15 protein-coding genes are annotated in these 18,244 nt (G+C 40.1%); 5 read left to right on the forward strand and 10 right to left on the reverse strand.

Annotated elements, in window-relative coordinates:
* Window positions 1-34: 34 nt before the first annotated feature.
* A complete protein-coding gene (locus NU887_RS03445; RefSeq protein WP_258421949.1) occupies window positions 35-1,585 on the forward strand; it encodes a GH3 auxin-responsive promoter family protein in 1,551 nt (516 codons plus the stop codon).
* Entirely contained in the window at window positions 1,582-2,220 is a 639-nt protein-coding gene (locus NU887_RS03450; RefSeq protein WP_258421950.1) for a LysE family translocator, read from the forward strand. The genes NU887_RS03445 and NU887_RS03450 overlap by 4 nt, the downstream gene beginning before the upstream one ends.
* 18 nt (window positions 2,221-2,238) lie before the next feature.
* On the opposite strand, the gene NU887_RS03455 is transcribed toward NU887_RS03450, so the two are convergent.
* The 3 genes from NU887_RS03455 to NU887_RS03465 all read right to left on the reverse strand — a co-directional run bounded on the left by NU887_RS03455 (window position 2,239) and on the right by NU887_RS03465 (window position 7,540).
* Window positions 2,239-3,879, reverse strand: coding sequence for a hypothetical protein (locus NU887_RS03455; protein WP_258421951.1), 1,641 nt, complete (start codon window positions 3,877-3,879; stop codon window positions 2,239-2,241).
* A gap of 3 nt (window positions 3,880-3,882) precedes the next feature.
* Window positions 3,883-5,085, reverse strand: a complete 1,203-nt coding sequence (locus NU887_RS03460) for a hypothetical protein (protein ID WP_258421952.1) — start codon at window positions 5,083-5,085, stop codon at window positions 3,883-3,885.
* A 280-nt stretch (window positions 5,086-5,365) separates the two neighbouring features.
* Window positions 5,366-7,540 (reverse strand): penicillin acylase family protein, encoded by a 2,175-nt coding sequence (locus NU887_RS03465; RefSeq protein WP_258421953.1) that lies wholly within the window; start codon window positions 7,538-7,540, stop codon window positions 5,366-5,368.
* Window positions 7,541-7,813: 273 nt separating this feature from the next.
* On the opposite strand from NU887_RS03465, the gene NU887_RS03470 reads away from it, so the two are divergent.
* The 3 genes from NU887_RS03470 (at window position 7,814) to NU887_RS03480 (ending at window position 9,987) form a co-directional block, all read left to right on the forward strand.
* Window positions 7,814-8,830: a PAS domain-containing sensor histidine kinase gene (locus NU887_RS03470; RefSeq protein WP_258421954.1), complete on the forward strand. Its 1,017-nt coding sequence runs from the start codon at window positions 7,814-7,816 to the stop codon at window positions 8,828-8,830.
* 9 nt (window positions 8,831-8,839) lie between these two features.
* Window positions 8,840-9,463, forward strand: a complete 624-nt coding sequence (locus NU887_RS03475) for a response regulator (protein WP_258421955.1) — start codon at window positions 8,840-8,842, stop codon at window positions 9,461-9,463.
* A gap of 95 nt (window positions 9,464-9,558) precedes the next feature.
* Window positions 9,559-9,987 (forward strand): hypothetical protein, encoded by a 429-nt coding sequence (locus NU887_RS03480; RefSeq protein ID WP_258421956.1) that lies wholly within the window; start codon window positions 9,559-9,561, stop codon window positions 9,985-9,987.
* Here NU887_RS03480 and NU887_RS03485 read toward each other — a convergent pair.
* The 7 genes from NU887_RS03485 to NU887_RS03515 all read right to left on the reverse strand — a co-directional run bounded on the left by NU887_RS03485 (window position 9,974) and on the right by NU887_RS03515 (window position 18,234).
* Entirely contained in the window at window positions 9,974-10,831 is an 858-nt protein-coding gene (locus tag NU887_RS03485) for an alpha/beta hydrolase (protein ID WP_258421958.1), read from the reverse strand. The genes NU887_RS03480 and NU887_RS03485 overlap by 14 nt on opposite strands.
* A gap of 140 nt (window positions 10,832-10,971) precedes the next feature.
* The gene (locus NU887_RS03490; protein WP_258421960.1) at window positions 10,972-12,189 is read right to left on the reverse strand and encodes an ATP-grasp domain-containing protein; all 1,218 of its coding nucleotides are present in this window, start codon (window positions 12,187-12,189) and stop codon (window positions 10,972-10,974) included.
* Between the two features lie 3 nt (window positions 12,190-12,192).
* A complete protein-coding gene (locus tag NU887_RS03495) occupies window positions 12,193-13,620 on the reverse strand; it encodes a leucyl aminopeptidase family protein (protein WP_258421961.1) in 1,428 nt (475 codons plus the stop codon).
* A 166-nt stretch (window positions 13,621-13,786) separates the two neighbouring features.
* A complete protein-coding gene (locus tag NU887_RS03500) occupies window positions 13,787-14,929 on the reverse strand; it encodes an alpha/beta hydrolase (RefSeq protein WP_258421962.1) in 1,143 nt (380 codons plus the stop codon).
* Between the two features lie 147 nt (window positions 14,930-15,076).
* On the reverse strand, window positions 15,077-15,793 hold the full coding sequence (locus tag NU887_RS03505) for a 16S rRNA (uracil(1498)-N(3))-methyltransferase (RefSeq protein WP_258421963.1): 717 nt from the start codon (window positions 15,791-15,793) through the stop codon (window positions 15,077-15,079).
* 133 nt (window positions 15,794-15,926) lie between these two features.
* The gene (locus NU887_RS03510) at window positions 15,927-17,747 is read right to left on the reverse strand and encodes a DEAD/DEAH box helicase (protein WP_258421964.1); all 1,821 of its coding nucleotides are present in this window, start codon (window positions 17,745-17,747) and stop codon (window positions 15,927-15,929) included.
* A gap of 226 nt (window positions 17,748-17,973) precedes the next feature.
* Complete coding sequence (locus NU887_RS03515; protein WP_258421965.1) at window positions 17,974-18,234, reverse strand: acyl-CoA-binding protein; 261 nt, start codon at window positions 18,232-18,234, stop codon at window positions 17,974-17,976.
* Window positions 18,235-18,244: the final 10 nt, after the last annotated feature.

Consider the following 18,244-nt stretch of genomic DNA (forward strand, 5'->3'; position numbering starts at 1 on the left):
CTGTATTTTTGGACTATTCAACTCAAACAAAGATATGGCGATATTGGGTACATTGCTAAAAAAAGGTATCAGATTAAGGGAATCTTTGGTTCAGGAATACAGCTCTCCTCTTGACCTTCAAAAAGAAGAACTGAAAAAGTTACTGATCAAAGCCAAGGATACCGAATTTGGACAAAAACAAAATTTTGATCTCATTTTGAGGGAGTTTAAAAAAGGGGATACTGATTTCTACAGCGTATTTTCCAAGCAGATTCCTATTTACAGTTATAATACAATATACAATGAATGGTGGTACAGGCTCAAAGGAGGGGAGAAGAATATCACCTGGCCTGGAGCAATCCGTCATTTTGCGTTGACTTCAGGAACCTCGGGTGCTGCCTCCAAATATATCCCGATTACCAAGGATATGGTAAAAGCCATCAGGAAAACCGGAGTCCGGCAGATTTTATCCCTTTCCAAATATGACCTTCCTGACAAATTGTTTACCAAAGGGATTTTGATGTTGGGTGGCAGTACTGACCTGGAGTTTAACGGCACTTACTTTTCGGGAGACCTCAGCGGAATCACGACAGGCAGGTTGCCGATATGGTTTCAGCGCTTTTATAAACCCGGAAAAAAAATTTCCAAAAATAAAAACTGGGGTGATAAGCTCGATCAAATAGTAGAAAAAGCGCCTGATTGGGATATTGGTATCATCGTAGGTGTGCCAGCTTGGCTTCAGATTTTACTGGAAAAAATCATCAAGCGGTATAAGCTCAAGACCATACATGACCTATGGCCAAACCTCAAAATCTTTGTTCATGGCGGGGTTTCCTTTGAGCCATACAAACACGGGTTTGAAAGACTTCTTGAGAAACCTTTGATATACATGGAGACCTATCTGGCTTCTGAAGGTTTTTTGGCTTTTCAGGCTTTACCCGACAGGAGAACAATGAGGCTGGTCCTGAACAATGGGATTTTCCATGAATTTATACCCTTCAACGAAGATAATTTTGATGCTGACGGAGAAATACTTCCAAATGCCAAAACACTTAAAATCGATGAAGTAGAAGAGGAAGTCGATTATGCTTTGCTCATCAGCACATGCGCCGGTGCATGGCGTTATTTGATCGGTGATGTCATCCGCTTCGCGTCCAAAGATGAATGTGAAATTTATATCACAGGTAGGACCAAGCATTTTTTGAGCCTTTGTGGGGAGCACCTTTCGATGGACAATATGAACAGGGCCGTAGAATTGGTCTCCGAAGAACTCAACTTGAATATCAGAGAATTTACCGTGATCGGTCTGCCACATGGTTCGCTCTTTATGCACCATTGGTTTGTGGGGACTGATGACCTGATAGATAAGGCATTGCTTCTCCAAAAGATTGATGATAGCCTCAAGCAACTTAACGATGACTATGTGGTGGAGCGGAAGCATGCATTGAAGGATGTAAAGCTGACGGTGCTTTCTCCTTCTGTTTTTTACAACTGGCTCAAATCCAAAGGAAAAGAAGGAGGACAGAATAAATTTCCGAGAGTATTGAAAGGGGAGAAGGCGGAGCAATGGATGGGTTTCTTAAAAGAAAACGGCATCATAAAATGAGTCAGGCGCTTTGGGAAGGCATCAGCATGGGGCTGGTATTGTCGGCAATGATAGGTCCGGTATTTTTTGCTTTGGTCCAAAAAAGCCTTGAAAACGGCTTTAGGTATGCAGCTATCATGGCGCTGGGAATTCTGCTTTCAGATTTGATTTATGTGTTGATTACCTATTTCAGTGTTTCTTTTTTTGCGCAATATCCTTACTTCGAAATCATCCTCGGTTATGCCGGTGGGACGGTGTTGATAGGCTTTGGAATTTCCAGTATCCTGAAAAAAAACCAAAACCGGCCCAATACAGGAGGCATTCCATTGCCCAAAGCCAAAAAAAGAAACGGATTTATGAAGGGTTTTGGCATCAACGGCATCAATCCTTTTGTGTTACTTTTCTGGGTCTCGATTGCCAGTCTTGTCAACCTCAAACAGGAGTATAGGAGGATTGATATTTGGTTCTACTATGCAGGGATCTTACTTACGGTATTCAGCATTGACCTGCTAAAATCCTTTATTGCCAAGCAGCTTTCCGGTTTTGTCACCCCAAAACTGATGTTCAGGCTCAATATCTTGGTAGGATTTATCCTGATTTTCTTCGGAAGTAAATTGGTAAAGTTTGCTTGGGACAAACAGGTTTTGATGGGTTGAGCTGGATTTTTAAATTTCTCAATCCACTTCCACATCAAAAGCCCCGTTGACGATTTTTCCATCGATTTTTACCTGTACCCAGATCCTGTAATTGCCGGGTTGGGGAAAGGCATAGGGGAAGCTTACCATGCTGTGTTCGATATGTTCAGGATCGGTAGGGTCAAGGTGGACCATATTTCCCATCAGAAGACTGTCACGTTCCTGTTCAGGCAATTGGTTCAAAACCTTGATTACGCCGTCAATGCTGTCCTTAAAGCTTAGCCCTGTCGGCAAGTTTTGGAAGCCTATTTTGCCTGATTCAAATCTATCGAGCAACATCTGCTGCGAACCCATGGAATAATTACCGGTGGGATGGAGATGGATATAAACAGATCCGTCGTGTTTCAAAACCACAGCATGACCCATCATCCCAAGGTAAGGCTCAAGTAAGGCCGGATTTCCTTCGGCATCAAAAAGTGCAAAATCAAGGTTGTAGAGGGTGCCGGTTTCAAAATTTTCTCCATCAGTTTCCCAAACTGCCGAGTATCCTTCAGGCAAATCGGTTTTGATTCCCGGCTTGCCACAGATCATGATATCTCCATCCAAGGAGGTCTTTTTGCCCGAAATAGGATTGGAAAAGGTATAGGTATCGTCCCGTCCCAATGCGACATCTGTATTGGATATGAGCTGGAAATTTGAATTTTCAGGAATGGTAAAATCTGAGATGATCGTCTCTGAAAAACCTGTGTAGCGAGTAATGTCTGCATACACATGGTAATCCCCGGCAGGGATGGAAGGCAATTTTACCTTGAAGTTTAGGGAGTCAATCCGCTCCGGATGCAGGTGTGCAAACACATCCAAATCTCCCTTTCTGATCAAAAACAAATGCATCAACTTGCCATGGTCAGGCACGATAAAGCTGAGTTTTCGTGTTGTTTGACCTTGGCTGAGTGTATTGGTATCTATTTCGAGGTGAAGGTAATTTCCATCGGATTCAGGTTTAAGGCGTGATTTGGCTTCGATCGGTTTAAACAGGAAATTGTTGTACTGCTCGGATTCTGTGTCCCACCAGGTTTTTCCGCCCCAAAGGATCAATAGCATGATTGTGGATCCGATGATAATGCCAATTTTTCTTCTTTTGTCAGCTGCAGGGTTTCTTTCTTTACCAGGATCATTGATGCTGTCACTCATGGCGGAAGAGATGATGGTCACCATCAGGATGACCAAAAATATTCCCAGGATTGTCAGCGGAATGCCCAATTCGGAGGTCATGGAATTCTTGGCTGTAGGCCAAGCCATAACCGGAACGATTGCTTCAAAAATTTGCCCATTGGCCTGCATCATCACCTGAACACTCGAAGTTCCCGAATTCATAAACCACAATTCGCCTTCATATTTTCCGGGTTCACCAGGTACGGCAAACATCGGATCTGCTTTGGGGGTACCTTTTAGGCCTGCGGACCAATAAACAGGACGGACTTCCAAAGTGATGTTTTCAGGGTTTTCGGGAAGGATGATGGTCACCTTTGCTATTCCTGGGACAACTTCAGCCGGGATGATATTGGCAAGAATTCTGTAGGGTCCCAAAAGACCTTCATAGATGACTCCGGGACTTCCTATATGGCTGCTCGAAGTAAACCAAAGTAGCAATAAAAAAGGCAAAAGGATTCTTTTTTTCATATCTTATCGCTTGACCTGCTTCATCCAATTTCCCCATGAAAGTCCAACCCTTGAAGTCAACGTTCCTATCCCTACCGCTATCAACAAACCTTTGATCAAATCCCAACCCTGAGATATGGAATCGGGATGAAACCGGAACCTGAATTCATAATCCGGATTGGCAAAATAAGGCCAAGAGAACCTCCCAAAGAACCAACCTCTACCGATCTCAGAAATCAAAACTTCAGAAAAGTACCATTGTACAGGGGTGAAACTGACCACGAAGATCAGGGAAAGCAGGACTGCCAAAAGCCACTTGTTGGAATTCCGCCACTTTTCAATGGCAAAGTCGATTGCCACAGCAGGAACAATCAGGAGGATAGGAAAATGAAAAGGCTGGAACCGTGTGATGTAATTGAAGACCGGACTGAGTTTGGGTTCGGCAGGAAACAAAGGCATAATCCATACCATAGCAGCCATGACCAAAGTATAAATCAATGACATTTTGGTTGCTGCAAATCGATAAGGGGAAGCAAATGATATAGAAATCAAAAAAAGCGGAAACATCAAAGCGGCGATCTGATACGGCAAGACCCCATGCAGCATATTCAAAAAGTAATACTCAGACACCAAGGTATAGACCATCACCAACAAAAACCCTGCGGACAAGGCGTACATCCATTGGAGGTGGGATTTGGTGCGGGCATCCATTTTTTCTCCCAATTTGTTTTGGGCTGCAATCACTGAAATCATGGCGCCGAATTGAATCATCATCATCCCGAGTCCCAACAAAGCATGGGGAGGAGAGAGAATTTTTACATCAAGACCATAGGTATTGTGCCACCAATCGTCAAAAGGAGCGGAGGTCAACATCGCAAATGCCCCCCATTTGCAAAACATCGCTCCCAAGGATCCATGGAATATCCCCCAAAATCTGATGCTTTGGGACTTTTCTTCTTTGGAACCCCAAAAGCTGGTTTTCAACACTTTGATCCCCGAAAACACCCCCGCAATCACTGCACCCAAATAAATCAGGATATGTGGCGGAGAAAACAAGCCATCCCGGCCCACACTCATGTGCCATGAAATGTCCCACTGCAATCCCACCGCGATGCACAGGGAAGCAAAAACGGTCGCATAGACATAAGTCGGAATCACTCGGGTGACCGTGGCGGTGTCAAATGCCGCCGACTCCGTCAGGGTGGTGGAGGTGAAGTTTTGGTTCATAAAAGTCTGATTTTGTTCTAAATATAGAATTATTGGTTCCTAGATAGAAATATTCTGATGTTAAATTTTTCATCCAAATTGATAAAGCTGCCTTCTTTAAATACGGGTTTCCAAGACTTTGATTTGGAAGAATTATTTGACTGACAAAAGATTAATCAAGCACTTGGCGAAATATGAAAATACGCCTTGCTATCTTTTTTAGTTTTAATCCAATTTTTTAAAGTTAGATGAGGAATTGTCAAGATACTGCCAACTGCAACTGGCAGCTGATAACTGATAACTACTCCCTCACACCCGGTCTATACCTTTTCCTTGCATTTTTCAATACATCTTCCCGATAGAAACTGACGTCTTTGAATTCGCCCCTGCTATATCTTTCGGCTTGGTCTACAAAGTGCGGAGAAAAGGGATTGCCGCTTTGGCCACCTGCAAGGAGGCTTTTGGCTTTGACTTTAGGTCCGAATTCAACTACTGCCACAAAGCTGTTACCGACATTGCCGTACCATTTCTTGGTATTGGGATATGCCCTGCTGCCATACGCCGCCAAGGAACCCCAAAGGGATGAATTGTATCCGATGGGGAGGCTTGGGAGGTTGTCATCGTACCTTCCTTGGATGTCATTGGTAACCCGCTGAAACCTGTTGATTTCTCCCCAAGGCGTATTCCATGTTCCAAAATCTTCTGTCAATTTGTCCACGGCTTTTTCAAAAGCAGTGATCTTCATATTGTCTGAAGTTTCTTTTGCGAGAAAATCAAAAACATAAACATCCCAAGGTCTGTCCATATCTCGGGCTTCCATCAGGAGTTGGTTTCCCCATAATACCGCCAAGGATGTTCCCACAGAACTCACTCCGGTATTTCTATCCCAATCGGAAAGGACTTCCATAGGCTTTTTTAGATTTCCCTTTCGGGGATCTGTTTCCGGCAACTTCCCATAAGCCTGCTCCAACGAAGGAATCAATGGTTCAAATGCCATCAACTTGGGGTCATAGGCAGTGGCTATCAATGATTCTAGGGTAAAATCCTTTTTGCCAGTCAAAACCCGAACAGCATTCAGTCCCCGTGCATTTTCCACATCCCATGCCATGTAGGCAGGAAAGCTTTCCCTCTTTGGAGAAAAGGGCCCTGCGGCAGTAAAAGGATCTGAGTTACAGTTTTGGATCCATCCGTTTTCAGGATTTTCAATCAAAAGCATTTCGTCGACTTCATGCAGGCCTTTCCAATCTGTGGCCGGATTGCTGCCGTCCACTGTGTTTCTCCAATCAAATTTAGGGTCTCTTTCTGGGATGAAATTGCCGTGGTAGTAGACGATATTTCCATCCTTATCGGCATAGACCGTGTTGTTGGAAGAGTTGGTTTTAAGTGCCATGGTAGCTTTGAACTCCCGGTGGTTTTTGGTTTTTGTTCTTGAAAATGATTGAATCAGGGCCTTTTGCCTTTCTACCATCAGGGCGATGGCGATCCACTTTCCGTTTTCTTCCCGAATGACAGGACCGTGATGACTATAGTAAGCGGTGATGGAATGTTCCTTTATTTGATCACCTTCTTTGTATTTGAGTTTGATTTCTTTCTCAGTCAATGGCAACCACATTTTACCAAACTGATAATGGTATTTTCCTTTTCTGTTTTCCACCGTTAAAGCGAAATGGTCTATCGCATCTGCTTTGCTGGAAGTATGCATCCAACCGTTGTATTCATTAAATCCCTGGTAGATAAAAAACTGTCCCCAAGTCACCGCGCCGTAGGCATTGAGTCCTTCTTCGCTGACCATGTGTATTTCAGGACGGAAATAAAAGGAAGTGTGTGGATTGATCAAAAACAGCGCATTTCCGCTTTTCGAAAGCTTTGGTGCGATAGCAAAGCCATTGCTGCCTCTTGGTTCAGTATCCCAATCCCTTTCCTCCAACACAAGGTCGGAAAGCATTTCTTTCCCGTAAAATGCCTTGAGTTGGTTGGTAGAAATGGTTTCAATATCACCTCCGATACTGCCTTCACTGAATGCCAAAGCCATCCAAGGTTCAAATTTGGTAAGCAGTTTTGGTTTGACTTCAGGGTGGGTGTGGAGAAAATAATTGATCCCGGCAGCCCATGCATTCATCAATTCCTTAAGCCAATCAGGGGAGTTTTGGTATTCTGATTTTAATACTTCCTCATCAATATACAGTTTCATCCTAAAATCATTGTAAAGCAGGTTGATTCCTTCCACTTCCGCCATTCTTCCCATGGCATTGATAAAGTTGACTTCCACCCGGTTGAAATCGTCTTCACATTGGGCATAAACCAACCCAAAAACCGCATCTGCATCTGTTTTTCCATAGACATGCGGAATGCCCCATTGATCCCTGATGATTTCAGTATTTTGGGCCCTAAGCTGCCATTTTGAAATATCGTTTTGGGAGAAAGAATTAAAATAAAGCCCAAAGAGGGAAATAATCAGTATTGCTTTTTTTATCATTTTGGGGTTTATTTTTACAAAAGCTAAAATAGGTAATTGACTTTTTCTATCAATGATAAAATGTATGAATGCGAAAAACCTTTTTTTGTTACTTTCAAAATTATTCAACATTTGCGAGAGAAATTTTGAAAAACAATAAATGTTCGATTGATAAAATTAATCTTGTTAATTTTTTACTTTATATAATCAATTTAATAGTTAAATTATCATTTAAAATCAATGATGATGAGATCGTTTTCTTAAGAGGAAATCAGTTAAAAACGAACAAAAAATATGGCTAAAGCTAAAAAAGGAAGTTCTGATGTGATTCATTTACTGGATAATTTGTCGGGTGGAATTTTGTTGTTGGATAACATAGGGGAAATTATTTACATCAATAAAACAGCTGCTTTTTTTCTGGGGATTGATCCAATATCTTCTCGTGGTTTGGATTTTAATACCCTGAAAATAAATGGGTTGATCTATAATTTGGTTGAAGAATTTAAAAGAGATTTTTTGCCTTCATGTACTGAGCTTCAGATTGAAATTGATCAAAATCTATTTTGGATTGAGGTTAAAATCCATAGTCAGGAAGAAGCTTTGATTCTTTATTTAAGGAACATAACAAAAAGAAAGGAAGTTGAGGAAAAGTATAAGGCCTCATACGAATCCATCAGAAATCTGAATTCTCATTCCCAAAAAATCAGAGAGGATGAAAGGTCTTTACTTTCGCGTGAGATTCACGATCAATTAGGGCAACGGCTTACGGGGATGAAGATGGAAGTTGAATATATTTTGAAAAAAAGTAACCATCTGGATGATTTTGCAAAAGAGAAACTTCAGGTAATCCTCAAGCAGATAGAAAGGACCGTCGGAACTATCCGGAATATATCAAGAAATTTGCGTCCAGGCATTCTTGATGATTTTGGTATTTTGGCAGCATTGGAATGGCAGGCAGATGAATTTACCAAATCAGCAGGTATTCCGGTTTTCTTTAAATATAAGGGTGAAGAAAGATCAATGGAAAATCAAAAAGCAACTGCGGTTTTCAGGATTTTTCAGGAATGCATGACCAATATCATGAGACATTCAAAAAGTACCCATGTTAATGTCGAGGTGGTATTTGATTCTGAATCGATAATGATCACCATTATAGATGATGGGGCAGGTTTTGATCAAGAAATCCTAAAAAACACAAAATCACTTGGTATTTTGGGAATGCGGGAAAGAACGGAAAGTTTTGGGGGAAATTTCAATATTCAAAGTGCTCCCGGTAAAGGAACAACAACCATTTTAACCATACCTTATTAATATTCAAAAATGAAAGCATTGATCGCAGACGACCATCCGATAGTAAGAAAAGGAATAGTACAATTGTTGAAAGATGCTTTTCCAAAGATAAAAACCGAAGAAGTAAATTCCGGTATTGAAGCTGTCAAAAAGATAAATGGGGAAGTATGGGACCTTATTGTTCTTGATATTTCCATGCCGGGAAGAAATGGAATCGAAGTTTTGAAACATGCCAGAAACTCGGGAGTCAAGACTCCAATACTTATTTTGAGTATGCAGGCAGAAGAGCATTATGCATTGAGGTCATTAAAAGCCGGAGCTTCAGGATATGTGAGTAAAGAAAGTGCCGGAGATGAATTGGTAAAGGCAGTAGAAAGGGTGATGAAAGGTAAAAAATACATCAGCCCAAAAGTAACTGAAATTCTCGCGGAAAACCTGGGGGAGGAGCCTGAAATTATCCATGAAAAATTATCTGATAGGGAAATGGAAGTAATGATGCTTATAGCTTCCGGAAAAGCAGTGTCAGATATCGCCAGTGATCTTAATCTAAGTGTCAGTACAGTAAGCACATATAGATTGAGGATTTTGGATAAACTCCACCTTCATAATAATGCTGAAATTTTGAGGTATGTTTTTGAAAATGGGCTGAAGTAATTTTTTGTAGTACAAACCACTACATAAGAATAGCTTTTTTAACTATAATGTAGGCTTAGGTCATGGCGTAATTTTGAGTTCATAAAATAGCTCATATGTTACAAGCCAACGAATCTCGCATCAAAGCAATTGTTTATGATTTTGCCCCAAGCAATACGGTAAAAATTTTGGACATGATTAATAATTTGCCTTTTGTGGAAAATCTGGGGACAGTCTACTCTCAGGATTCTATTGAAGAAAAAATAATTGAGCATAAAGCCAATCTGGTTTTTGTTAATATATGTTACAAAATGAGATCAGGAAAATTTTCACCGGATCAGGTTATCGAAAGAATTAAAACACTGAATCCATTGGCGAAAATCATTCTTTGCAAATCACATATAGGTCCCTTATTGAGGCAACTTTACCTCCACCAAGGATTTGACTTCGTGATAGACAAGGTAAATGATTTTGATAAAATCCCTGATCTGCTGCATAGTATATCAGCAGAAAAAGAATCACAAAACGCAGCTATGGTTGCTTAATCAATACCCGATTGATGAATAATAAGTGGTAAGGTAAGGCCTCGGTCCAATACTGCCAGGTATGTGCGCCAGGTCTCTCGGTATATTCGTGAGGAGTTTGGTTTTGAAGAAGCAATTGATGAATCTGTCTGTTAGTTTCCAACAAAAAATCATCCACCCCACAATCGATTATCAAAGAGATCCCATTGTCTTTCATTTTTTCTACCAAGCCTACCACCGTGTACTCAGTGAAGGGGGAATCATAGTTGATTTCCCCCAACATTGCTTTTTGACCTGAAAGCCTAAGTTTTCTGAATTCATCACTTACCTTCCACATCCTCGTATCAATATTCATTACACCACTCATACTTCCTGCTGCAATGAATAACTCCGGATGTTTTGCACTCAGCATCAAGGAACCGTGGCCTCCCATAGACAAGCCGGTAATGGCACGTGAATTCCGGTTATTAATTGTCCTATAGTTTTTGTCGATAAATGGGATCAGTTCCTCAATGAAGTAAGTTTCATATTTGACAGAATCAAGAATCGGACTATCATAATAATAGGATGAAGGACCTACACCCGGAGTCACGATAATCACTTCATATTGATTTGCCAGCTTGTTCAAGAGATTGGGCTCAGTCGTTTTTTTATGCCAATCAGAAAAACTTCCGGAACCTCCATGTAGTAAAAATATTGTTGGATATGATTTGTTATTTTCTGAGTATCCTTCAGGCTTAACGACAGCAGCTTTAAGTGATTTGTTCATTGCCTGGCTAAAGACCTCAATGGTGTCAACCTGTGAAAAAAGAATGTTTTGGAAAAGGAGAAAGATCCAGCTTGTCAAAGAAATTTTTTTGATCATGATTATGGGTAGTTTTTCTGAAAAGTACCTTAGAGAACCAAAAAATCAAAAACATTTTACATAAGGAGTAAAATCAAAAATAAAAACAAAGAAAAAAGCCTCAGGATCTAAAATGGTTTCCTGAGGCTGAAGTGAAGTTTTTAATGGAATTTTTTGATTTTTTCTTGTTCGGCCACCGAAGAAACACCTTTGCTCAACCTTTCTGCATAATCATCCAGCAATTTCCTTATCCGGGCATGTTTTTCTGATTTGACTATCATTCCTGCATGGTAATCTAAGGGAACTCTAAAGCAAACTTCCGGATCGTTGAATGAGGAAAGGTCCGGATCCTGAAACTTGGATAATGTCAGTACAATTCCGGCATAACCTTTTTTCACTTTTGGCAAAGTATATTTTTGACCTTTAACTACAGAATCTTCGATTTTTGCCCATTCAGTCCATAGGTTGATATCGGTAGCTCCTTCTACCATTTCGGCAAGGTGGGCACCGCCTACTCTTGAAGAGGTCTCTAGAAAGTAAACTTGGCCATCATCCCGCCCTTTGATGAATTCTGTATGGCTTGCTCCATTTTTCATCCCAAATGCCTTCATTACTTTTTGATTGGCTTCCCGCATCGAATTGTCATCTTCTGAGCCATAAGGAACATTGGCGCTTCTGAATATTCCTCCTCCCTGAGAGATTTCCATTGGTGTTGCTAGGTATTTTGAAACTGTACAAAAAAGGTTTTTCCCGTCAAGATTCAGTCCATCAGCGTGGTAGACATCTCCGGGTTTAAATTGTTCTACAAGGTACCTTAATCTATTATCACCCATTTCATGGATGTTCTGCCAAAGACTTTCTTTGTCGTATACTTTAATAATTCCATGCGCAGAGGCTTCGGATCTAGGTTTCAATACCCAGGGTGGAGGCACTGTGTCGGCAAAGTGGTTGATTTCCTCATCATTGAATAGAGCTGAAAAAGAAGGTACCAAGACCCCGGCTTCTTGCGCTCTCATTCTCATGGCAAGTTTGTCTCTAAAATACCTTCCTGTAGTCTGGCCCATTCCCGGAATGCGGAGATTTTCCCTCAAAAAGGTAGCTTTTTCCACATCATAATCATCCAAAGCAACAATGGCATCTATTTTTACGCCTTTCATCAATCCGCCTACCCCAACCAATAATGTTTCAAGATCCCAATCAAGATCTTGTCCGGGCATGAAAAAAATCTCATCGATATATTCCCTCGGCCAATTGTTTTCTTTCAGTTTTTCTGAAGTGATCAAATACACCTGATTACCGGCTTTTTTCAGAGCAATCAAAAAAGCGCTTCCCTTGAAATAATTGGAAATGCACAAAAAGGTTTTGTGATTATCTACCATAGTTTAAAGATTTTCTATCAATTTAATCAATAAATGTACGCCGTAAGCGGTGGCATGCTTTGTTTTTGCAAACTCAGAATCTCCAAATGCGGTGCCTGCTATGTCTATATGGGCCCATGAGGGATGGTTTTCAGTAAAGAACTCAAGAAATTTCGCTGCGGTGATAGCACCGGCAAAGGGTTTTCCATGGTAGTTTTTGATGTCAGCGATTTCTGAATCCATCTCAGTTTTGTACTCATCCCACATCGGAAGGGGCCATAATCTTTCGCCGATGAATTCTCCGCTTTGTTGCAGTCTTTTTGAAAGTTCTTCGTTTTTGGAAAATAAAGCCGCGCATTCATAGCCAAATGTCCCCACTGCACTTCCGGTCAAAGTTGCAAAATCAATAATAGTGTCAGGTTTGAAATTTTGGATCAAGTAGGAGAGGCCGTCTGCTAAAATCAGCCTTCCTTCTGCATCTGTATCTATGACTTCTATGGTTTTGCCGCTGTAGCTACCTATGATATCCGAGGGCAAAAAGGAATGGTTATCGACTGCGTTTTCAACACAAGGAACTACCGCAGTAATGTTTATATCCAATCCAAGGTCTGCGATAAGCTGCATAGCGCCCAAAACGGTAGCGGCGCCTCCCATATCACATTTCATATGGACCATCCCTTGGGTTTTGATATTTAGACCTCCGGTATCGAAGGTGACTCCTTTTCCAACCAAGCCAACATGCTTTTCAGCTGCTTTGGACCTATATTTCATGACAATAAACTGGGGTTCCCTTTGACTTCCCTGACCGACAGCCAAAAATGCCTTGAGGTTCTCTTTTTCTGCTTTCTTTTTATCCAAGACTTTGACATCGAAACCAAATTTTTTTCCCGCATCAAATGCCCAATCAGCAAGGTATTTAGGTGTTACTTTATTGGGTGGAAGATCTACCAATTGGAAAGCCTCAATCTGAGCATTCGCAATTTTTTGGGCTTTTTCGATGGTTTTTTTTGGTTCTTTAATTCCCGACAATATTGAGATGTTGACCTTTGACCAGTTTTTTGGGGATTTATCTGGAGTTTTGTAATGTCCAAGGCGGTAAGTGCCAAGCAATAATCCCGAAACTGCAGCTTCTAATAAGTCAGCATCCATTTTGTCTTCCAGCCAAACCAAAACTTTTTTTTCAAAAAGCATTTCCTGTTTGGCAGTCAGTCTGCGAAATGATGTTTTGACTGTCTTGTAACTAGGCTCTTTTCCAAGTCCTACCAAAAGAAAAATCCTATCTGAATCTTTATCCTCAAAAACGAACTGACTGTCTTTTTTGCCCAAAAACAGATTTTTTGAAATGGAGTATGATTCAAAATTAATAGCAGGATCACGTTCTCCTACTTCAAAAAAAGGGATGACTACCAAGCCCTTAAATTGTTCAGGAGATTTTATTGGGGATATTTTCATATGTAAATGGGAAAAATATGATTATGGAAATAGAGGATTTTTTAGGAAAATCTGATGTCAGTTTTGTTTTGAACAATAGAAACAAGATAAATTGATTTTTCAGGATAATAAAATATTCAAGTAATTCTTCAATATTATTTATTCTGATACCGTTTTTTAAGCTTTCCTAAACATCCCCTTTTCGGTTGCTGAAGAAGAGCCATTCTATTGCTTTTGGAAATTCATCACTCCAGTAGGTTTCATTGTGCCGGCCTTGTTCGTTGATACTGAGTTGTATTTCCATTTTTTCACGGAGGGAATCTCTTTTGAGGAGTCTTTTTTTGAATTTTTTTATATGAGCGACCATTGTAGCACTTTCTTCTCCTCCTGCATATAAGTAGATCTTAGTTTCTTTAGGTTCGAAAAAATCCAAAAATGAAAATTTGATCTTTGGAATTACCCAAAGAGAAGGGGAGAAGATCATAAGTTTTCCATATACCTCGGGGTATATCAGGCCGCTAAAAAGGCTTACCAAACCACCCATAGAACTCCCTCCGATACCTGTAAATTCCCTTTCAGGTTTGGTCCGGAAGTTTTTGTCAACGAATGGTTTGAGAGTATCTGTCAGGAACCGGATGTATTGTTTTCCTTGGCCTTCACCAAGTAATGTTTTGCCTACATTGTATTCCAAAACCCTTTCTTTTTCAGCATGTTCTATGGCAATGATTATGATCTTTCCAATACCATAATCAGACATCACAGCGAGCTTTTTGTCGATTTGCCAATTGCCGAAAGGTGATTTTTCATTGAAAAGATTTTGGGCATCCTGAAGATATAGGACAGGGTATGTTTCTTCAGATGTATTATAATCATGGGGTAGTAAAGCCCATACTTTTCTGGTTTTATTGAGCTGAGGAATCTCAAATTCTTCTGAAATCAAGTGCACCTGTGGCAGTTGGCTTGGTCGGTAGGGAAGCCAGTTTTGACGCCATTTGGACACATGTTCTTTTTGTATTCCTGATCTTTTCTTAGAATGCCTGTTTGGGGTTTTGTTTTCGAATTTATCAATTTCGACTTCTGACCAATCCCCTTTGGTAAATTTGTAAATCAGTTCTTCAGGGTACGAAAAGTCGGCAGGAAAGGTGAATGTATACTTTCCTTTTGCCTGTTTTGACATCTGATATTTCCTGTCTTGGGTTATCCATTGGTTGAAATTCCCTGAAAGGTATACAGGCCGGTCATCGTCTTCATCCGTTGAGAGTAATATCGTCAGGCCTTCTAACTCTTTGGCTTCTTCCTTCTTCACTATCGTATTTTCATCACACTCCATCCGAGTTGTTTTAATTATTTTCTTTTGATCTAAATTAGTAAAAATAGGTTTTTGAATGGGGCAATTAAAGAAGAATTTTCATTTTTCTTGTATAGAATTCTTCCTTTTCACTCAAAATATTTTATCGGATATTGAGATTGGAATTGATCATTTTGTTTCAATTCCATTGAGTAATTGCAAAGTATGTACAGCTGTTAAACCTGCAGTTTCTGTCCTCAATCTACTTTTTCCCAAGGAGCAGGGAAGAAAGAAATTTTTAAATGCAAGGTCGATTTCTCCTGGCGAAAAATCCCCCTCAGGCCCAATGAGTACTATATAAGCTGAATTTGATTTGGCCTTTTCAAACAAATGTTGGCGGTTTTCCTTATCTACGTATGCAATAAACCTTTGGTAACTGTCAAATTTTTTGTCTACAACCAAATCTTCCATTTTACAAATGGGGTTTAATTTTGGGATTCTTGTTTTTAAGCTTTGCTTGCAAGCCGCTACAATTTTTTTTTCTAATCTGTCAAGTTTTAAAAAGGACCGCTCTGAATGTTCAGATTCCATCAAGGTGATTTCGTGGACTCCTATTTCTGTTATTTTTTCAATCATCCATTCCATTCGATCTGGATTTTTTGTAGGACAGATTGCCAGGTGGATATAATAATCATCTTCCGGATCAAAAAACCTTTCAACAACTTTAATCCTTGCTTTTTTTGGGTTAGCATCCAATATGATACAGTGATACAAAAATCCTAGTCCATCTGTGAATACCACTTTGTCTCCCTGATTTTTTCTCAATACCCTGATCAAATGTTTGGATTCTTCCTGATCTAGGTGGAAGGTATCTTCGGCGATATTTTCGTGGAAAAACAACTGCATTGAATAAGTTTAGAATTATTTGCTAAAATACATATTCATCTTGTGGGCTTTATAAATATCCATAAAAAAAGCGCAGTCTCGTGGAGACTGCGCTTTCAATTTTTGAATTTAAAGCTTTTGATTAATTGAATAATTAAGCTTTAGAGATTTCCATATTAACAGTAATACCTTTGATGGTATTGTTTTTCATCACTTTGATTACGTGTTCTGCATCCTTAGAAGGTACATCTACAAAAGAGAAGTTGTCAAATATATCGATTCCACCAATGCTTCTTCCCGGAACACCGGTTTCACCTGCAATGGCACCGACGATATCGTTTGGTCTGATTCTGTCCTTCTTACCAAGATTAAGGAAAAGACGGGCCATTCCCGGCTCTCTAACTCCTTTTTCTCTTGAAGCACCTCTTTCGCCTCTGTCACTTCTGTCAAAAGATCTTTCGCTTCTTTCGCCTCTTTCAGGTCTGTCTCCGCGTTCGCTTCTTTCAAATCTTCCTCCACGTTCTCTGCTGCCGCTTCTTCCTGAATCTCTTTCTCTACCTCTTCCTGAATCCCTACCAAAATCTCTTCCTTCTCTTCTTCCTCTGTCTCTGTCACCACTTCTTTCGCCACCTCTTCCGAGGTCAAGATCGAAGTTTTGGTCTTCCATTTCATGGACAGCATCTGCCATTTGGATTTTTGCAAGACCAAGGACAATCTGCTCCATGGTTAAGCCTTCAGTGAGCATCTGACCAATAGTATCTTCATAGAAGCTATTGTCTTCAGTTTTATTTAACTGACGGTATACGTCTTTGATCAATTGGTTCTTTTTCAACTCGACCAAATCAGCAACAGATGGCGGAGCCATTTTTGTGATTGAGGTTTTGATGAATTTTTCCAAATCACGTATCCTGAACATGTCTTTTCGGCCTGTTACAAAACTGATAGCAGCTCCCGACTTTCCAGCACGGCCTGTTCTTCCAATTCTGTGTACGTAATTGTCCTCATCCAAAGGAAGGTCAAAATTGAAGACAACTTCTACATTGTCTACATCAATTCCTCTTGCAGCCACATCTGTAGCCACCAAAACAGAAACCTGTCCTTTTCTGAACTTGTTCATTACTTTGGTTCTCTGTGCTTGAGAAAGGTCTCCATGTAGTGCTTCAGCTGTAATCCCACGGGCCAAAAGTTCTTCAGTAACTTCGTCTGTTACCCTTTTGGTATTACAGAATACTATGCCAAGGTTGAATTGGTTCAAGCTAATCAACCTTGTCATCAATTCAATTTTGAGGGGTGATTTTACTTCGTAATAGACCTGAGAGATGTTTTCTACTGTCAGTTCTTTTCTCAAAACCTTGACGATTTCAGGATTTTTCTGATATTTTCTCGTCAAGTCCATGATAGGCTTTGGCATTGTCGCTGAGAAAAAGATCGTCTGTCTTTCTTCAGGACACTCGCTTAGGATGTTTTCGATATCATCTCTGAAACCCATATCCAGCATTTCATCCGCTTCATCCAAAACGATGATTCCCACGTTTTCTAATTTTAAAGTTCCACGGTCCATGTGGTCCATGATCCTTCCGGGAGTACCTACGACAATCTGAACACCTCTTTTAAGGTCTCTTACTTGTCTATCCATTGAATCTCCACCATATATACAGGTTGAGGAAATACCTCTTTTGTATTTGGCGAGTTTTACAATTTCACCTTCCACCTGAACAGCAAGCTCACGGGTTGGGCAAAGGATAAGTGCCTGTGGTTTTTTAATGCTTGCATCAACCTTATCAATTATTGGAATACCAAAAGACGCTGTCTTACCGGTTCCCGTCTGGGCTTGTCCGATGACGTCTTTACCTTCTAATAAGAAAGGGATAGATTGTGATTGAATTGTAGAAGGTTGGGTATAACCCATGTCTTCCACCGCCTTGAGGATTTCTTCTGAAATCCCAAGGTCTGAGAATGTTAATTCTTTTTCCATGAAATGTTTCCTTACTTCTTCTAGACCATGATTTTCTTTGAAGCAACCCAAGTCAAGCGACAGTAAGGAAACCCACGGTTAGAAAAATGTTATATAATTAATTCGGGTGCAAAGGTAAAATAAATAATATTGATTTGCAAGGATGGATTGAATATTTTTAGAATATCCTTAAAAAAATCAACTGTTTTTTAATTTTTTATTCTGTTTTTGGAGTTATTCTTATCCGTTACATATACTTTGTTGCAAGCTGATTTACTAAATTAACATACTCTAAGGAGGCGTCGTCTTTTGATTTTCCTTTTAATGCCAACCAAGAATTATATTTAGCAGCAGCTACAAAGTCAAATCCTCCGGGACGGTCTTCATGGTTATCTCCTTCTGTTGCTTGCTTATACAGGCTATATAATTTTAATAATTCCTCATTTGAAGGTTTACTTGTAAATTTTTTGGTCAAAGCGATCGCTGATTCTAAGGTATTTGCTTCCATATGTAAACTC

It is taken from the genome of Aquiflexum gelatinilyticum (genome assembly GCF_024741135.1).
In the GTDB taxonomy this organism is placed as follows: Bacteria; Bacteroidota; Bacteroidia; order Cytophagales; family Cyclobacteriaceae; genus Cognataquiflexum; species Cognataquiflexum gelatinilyticum.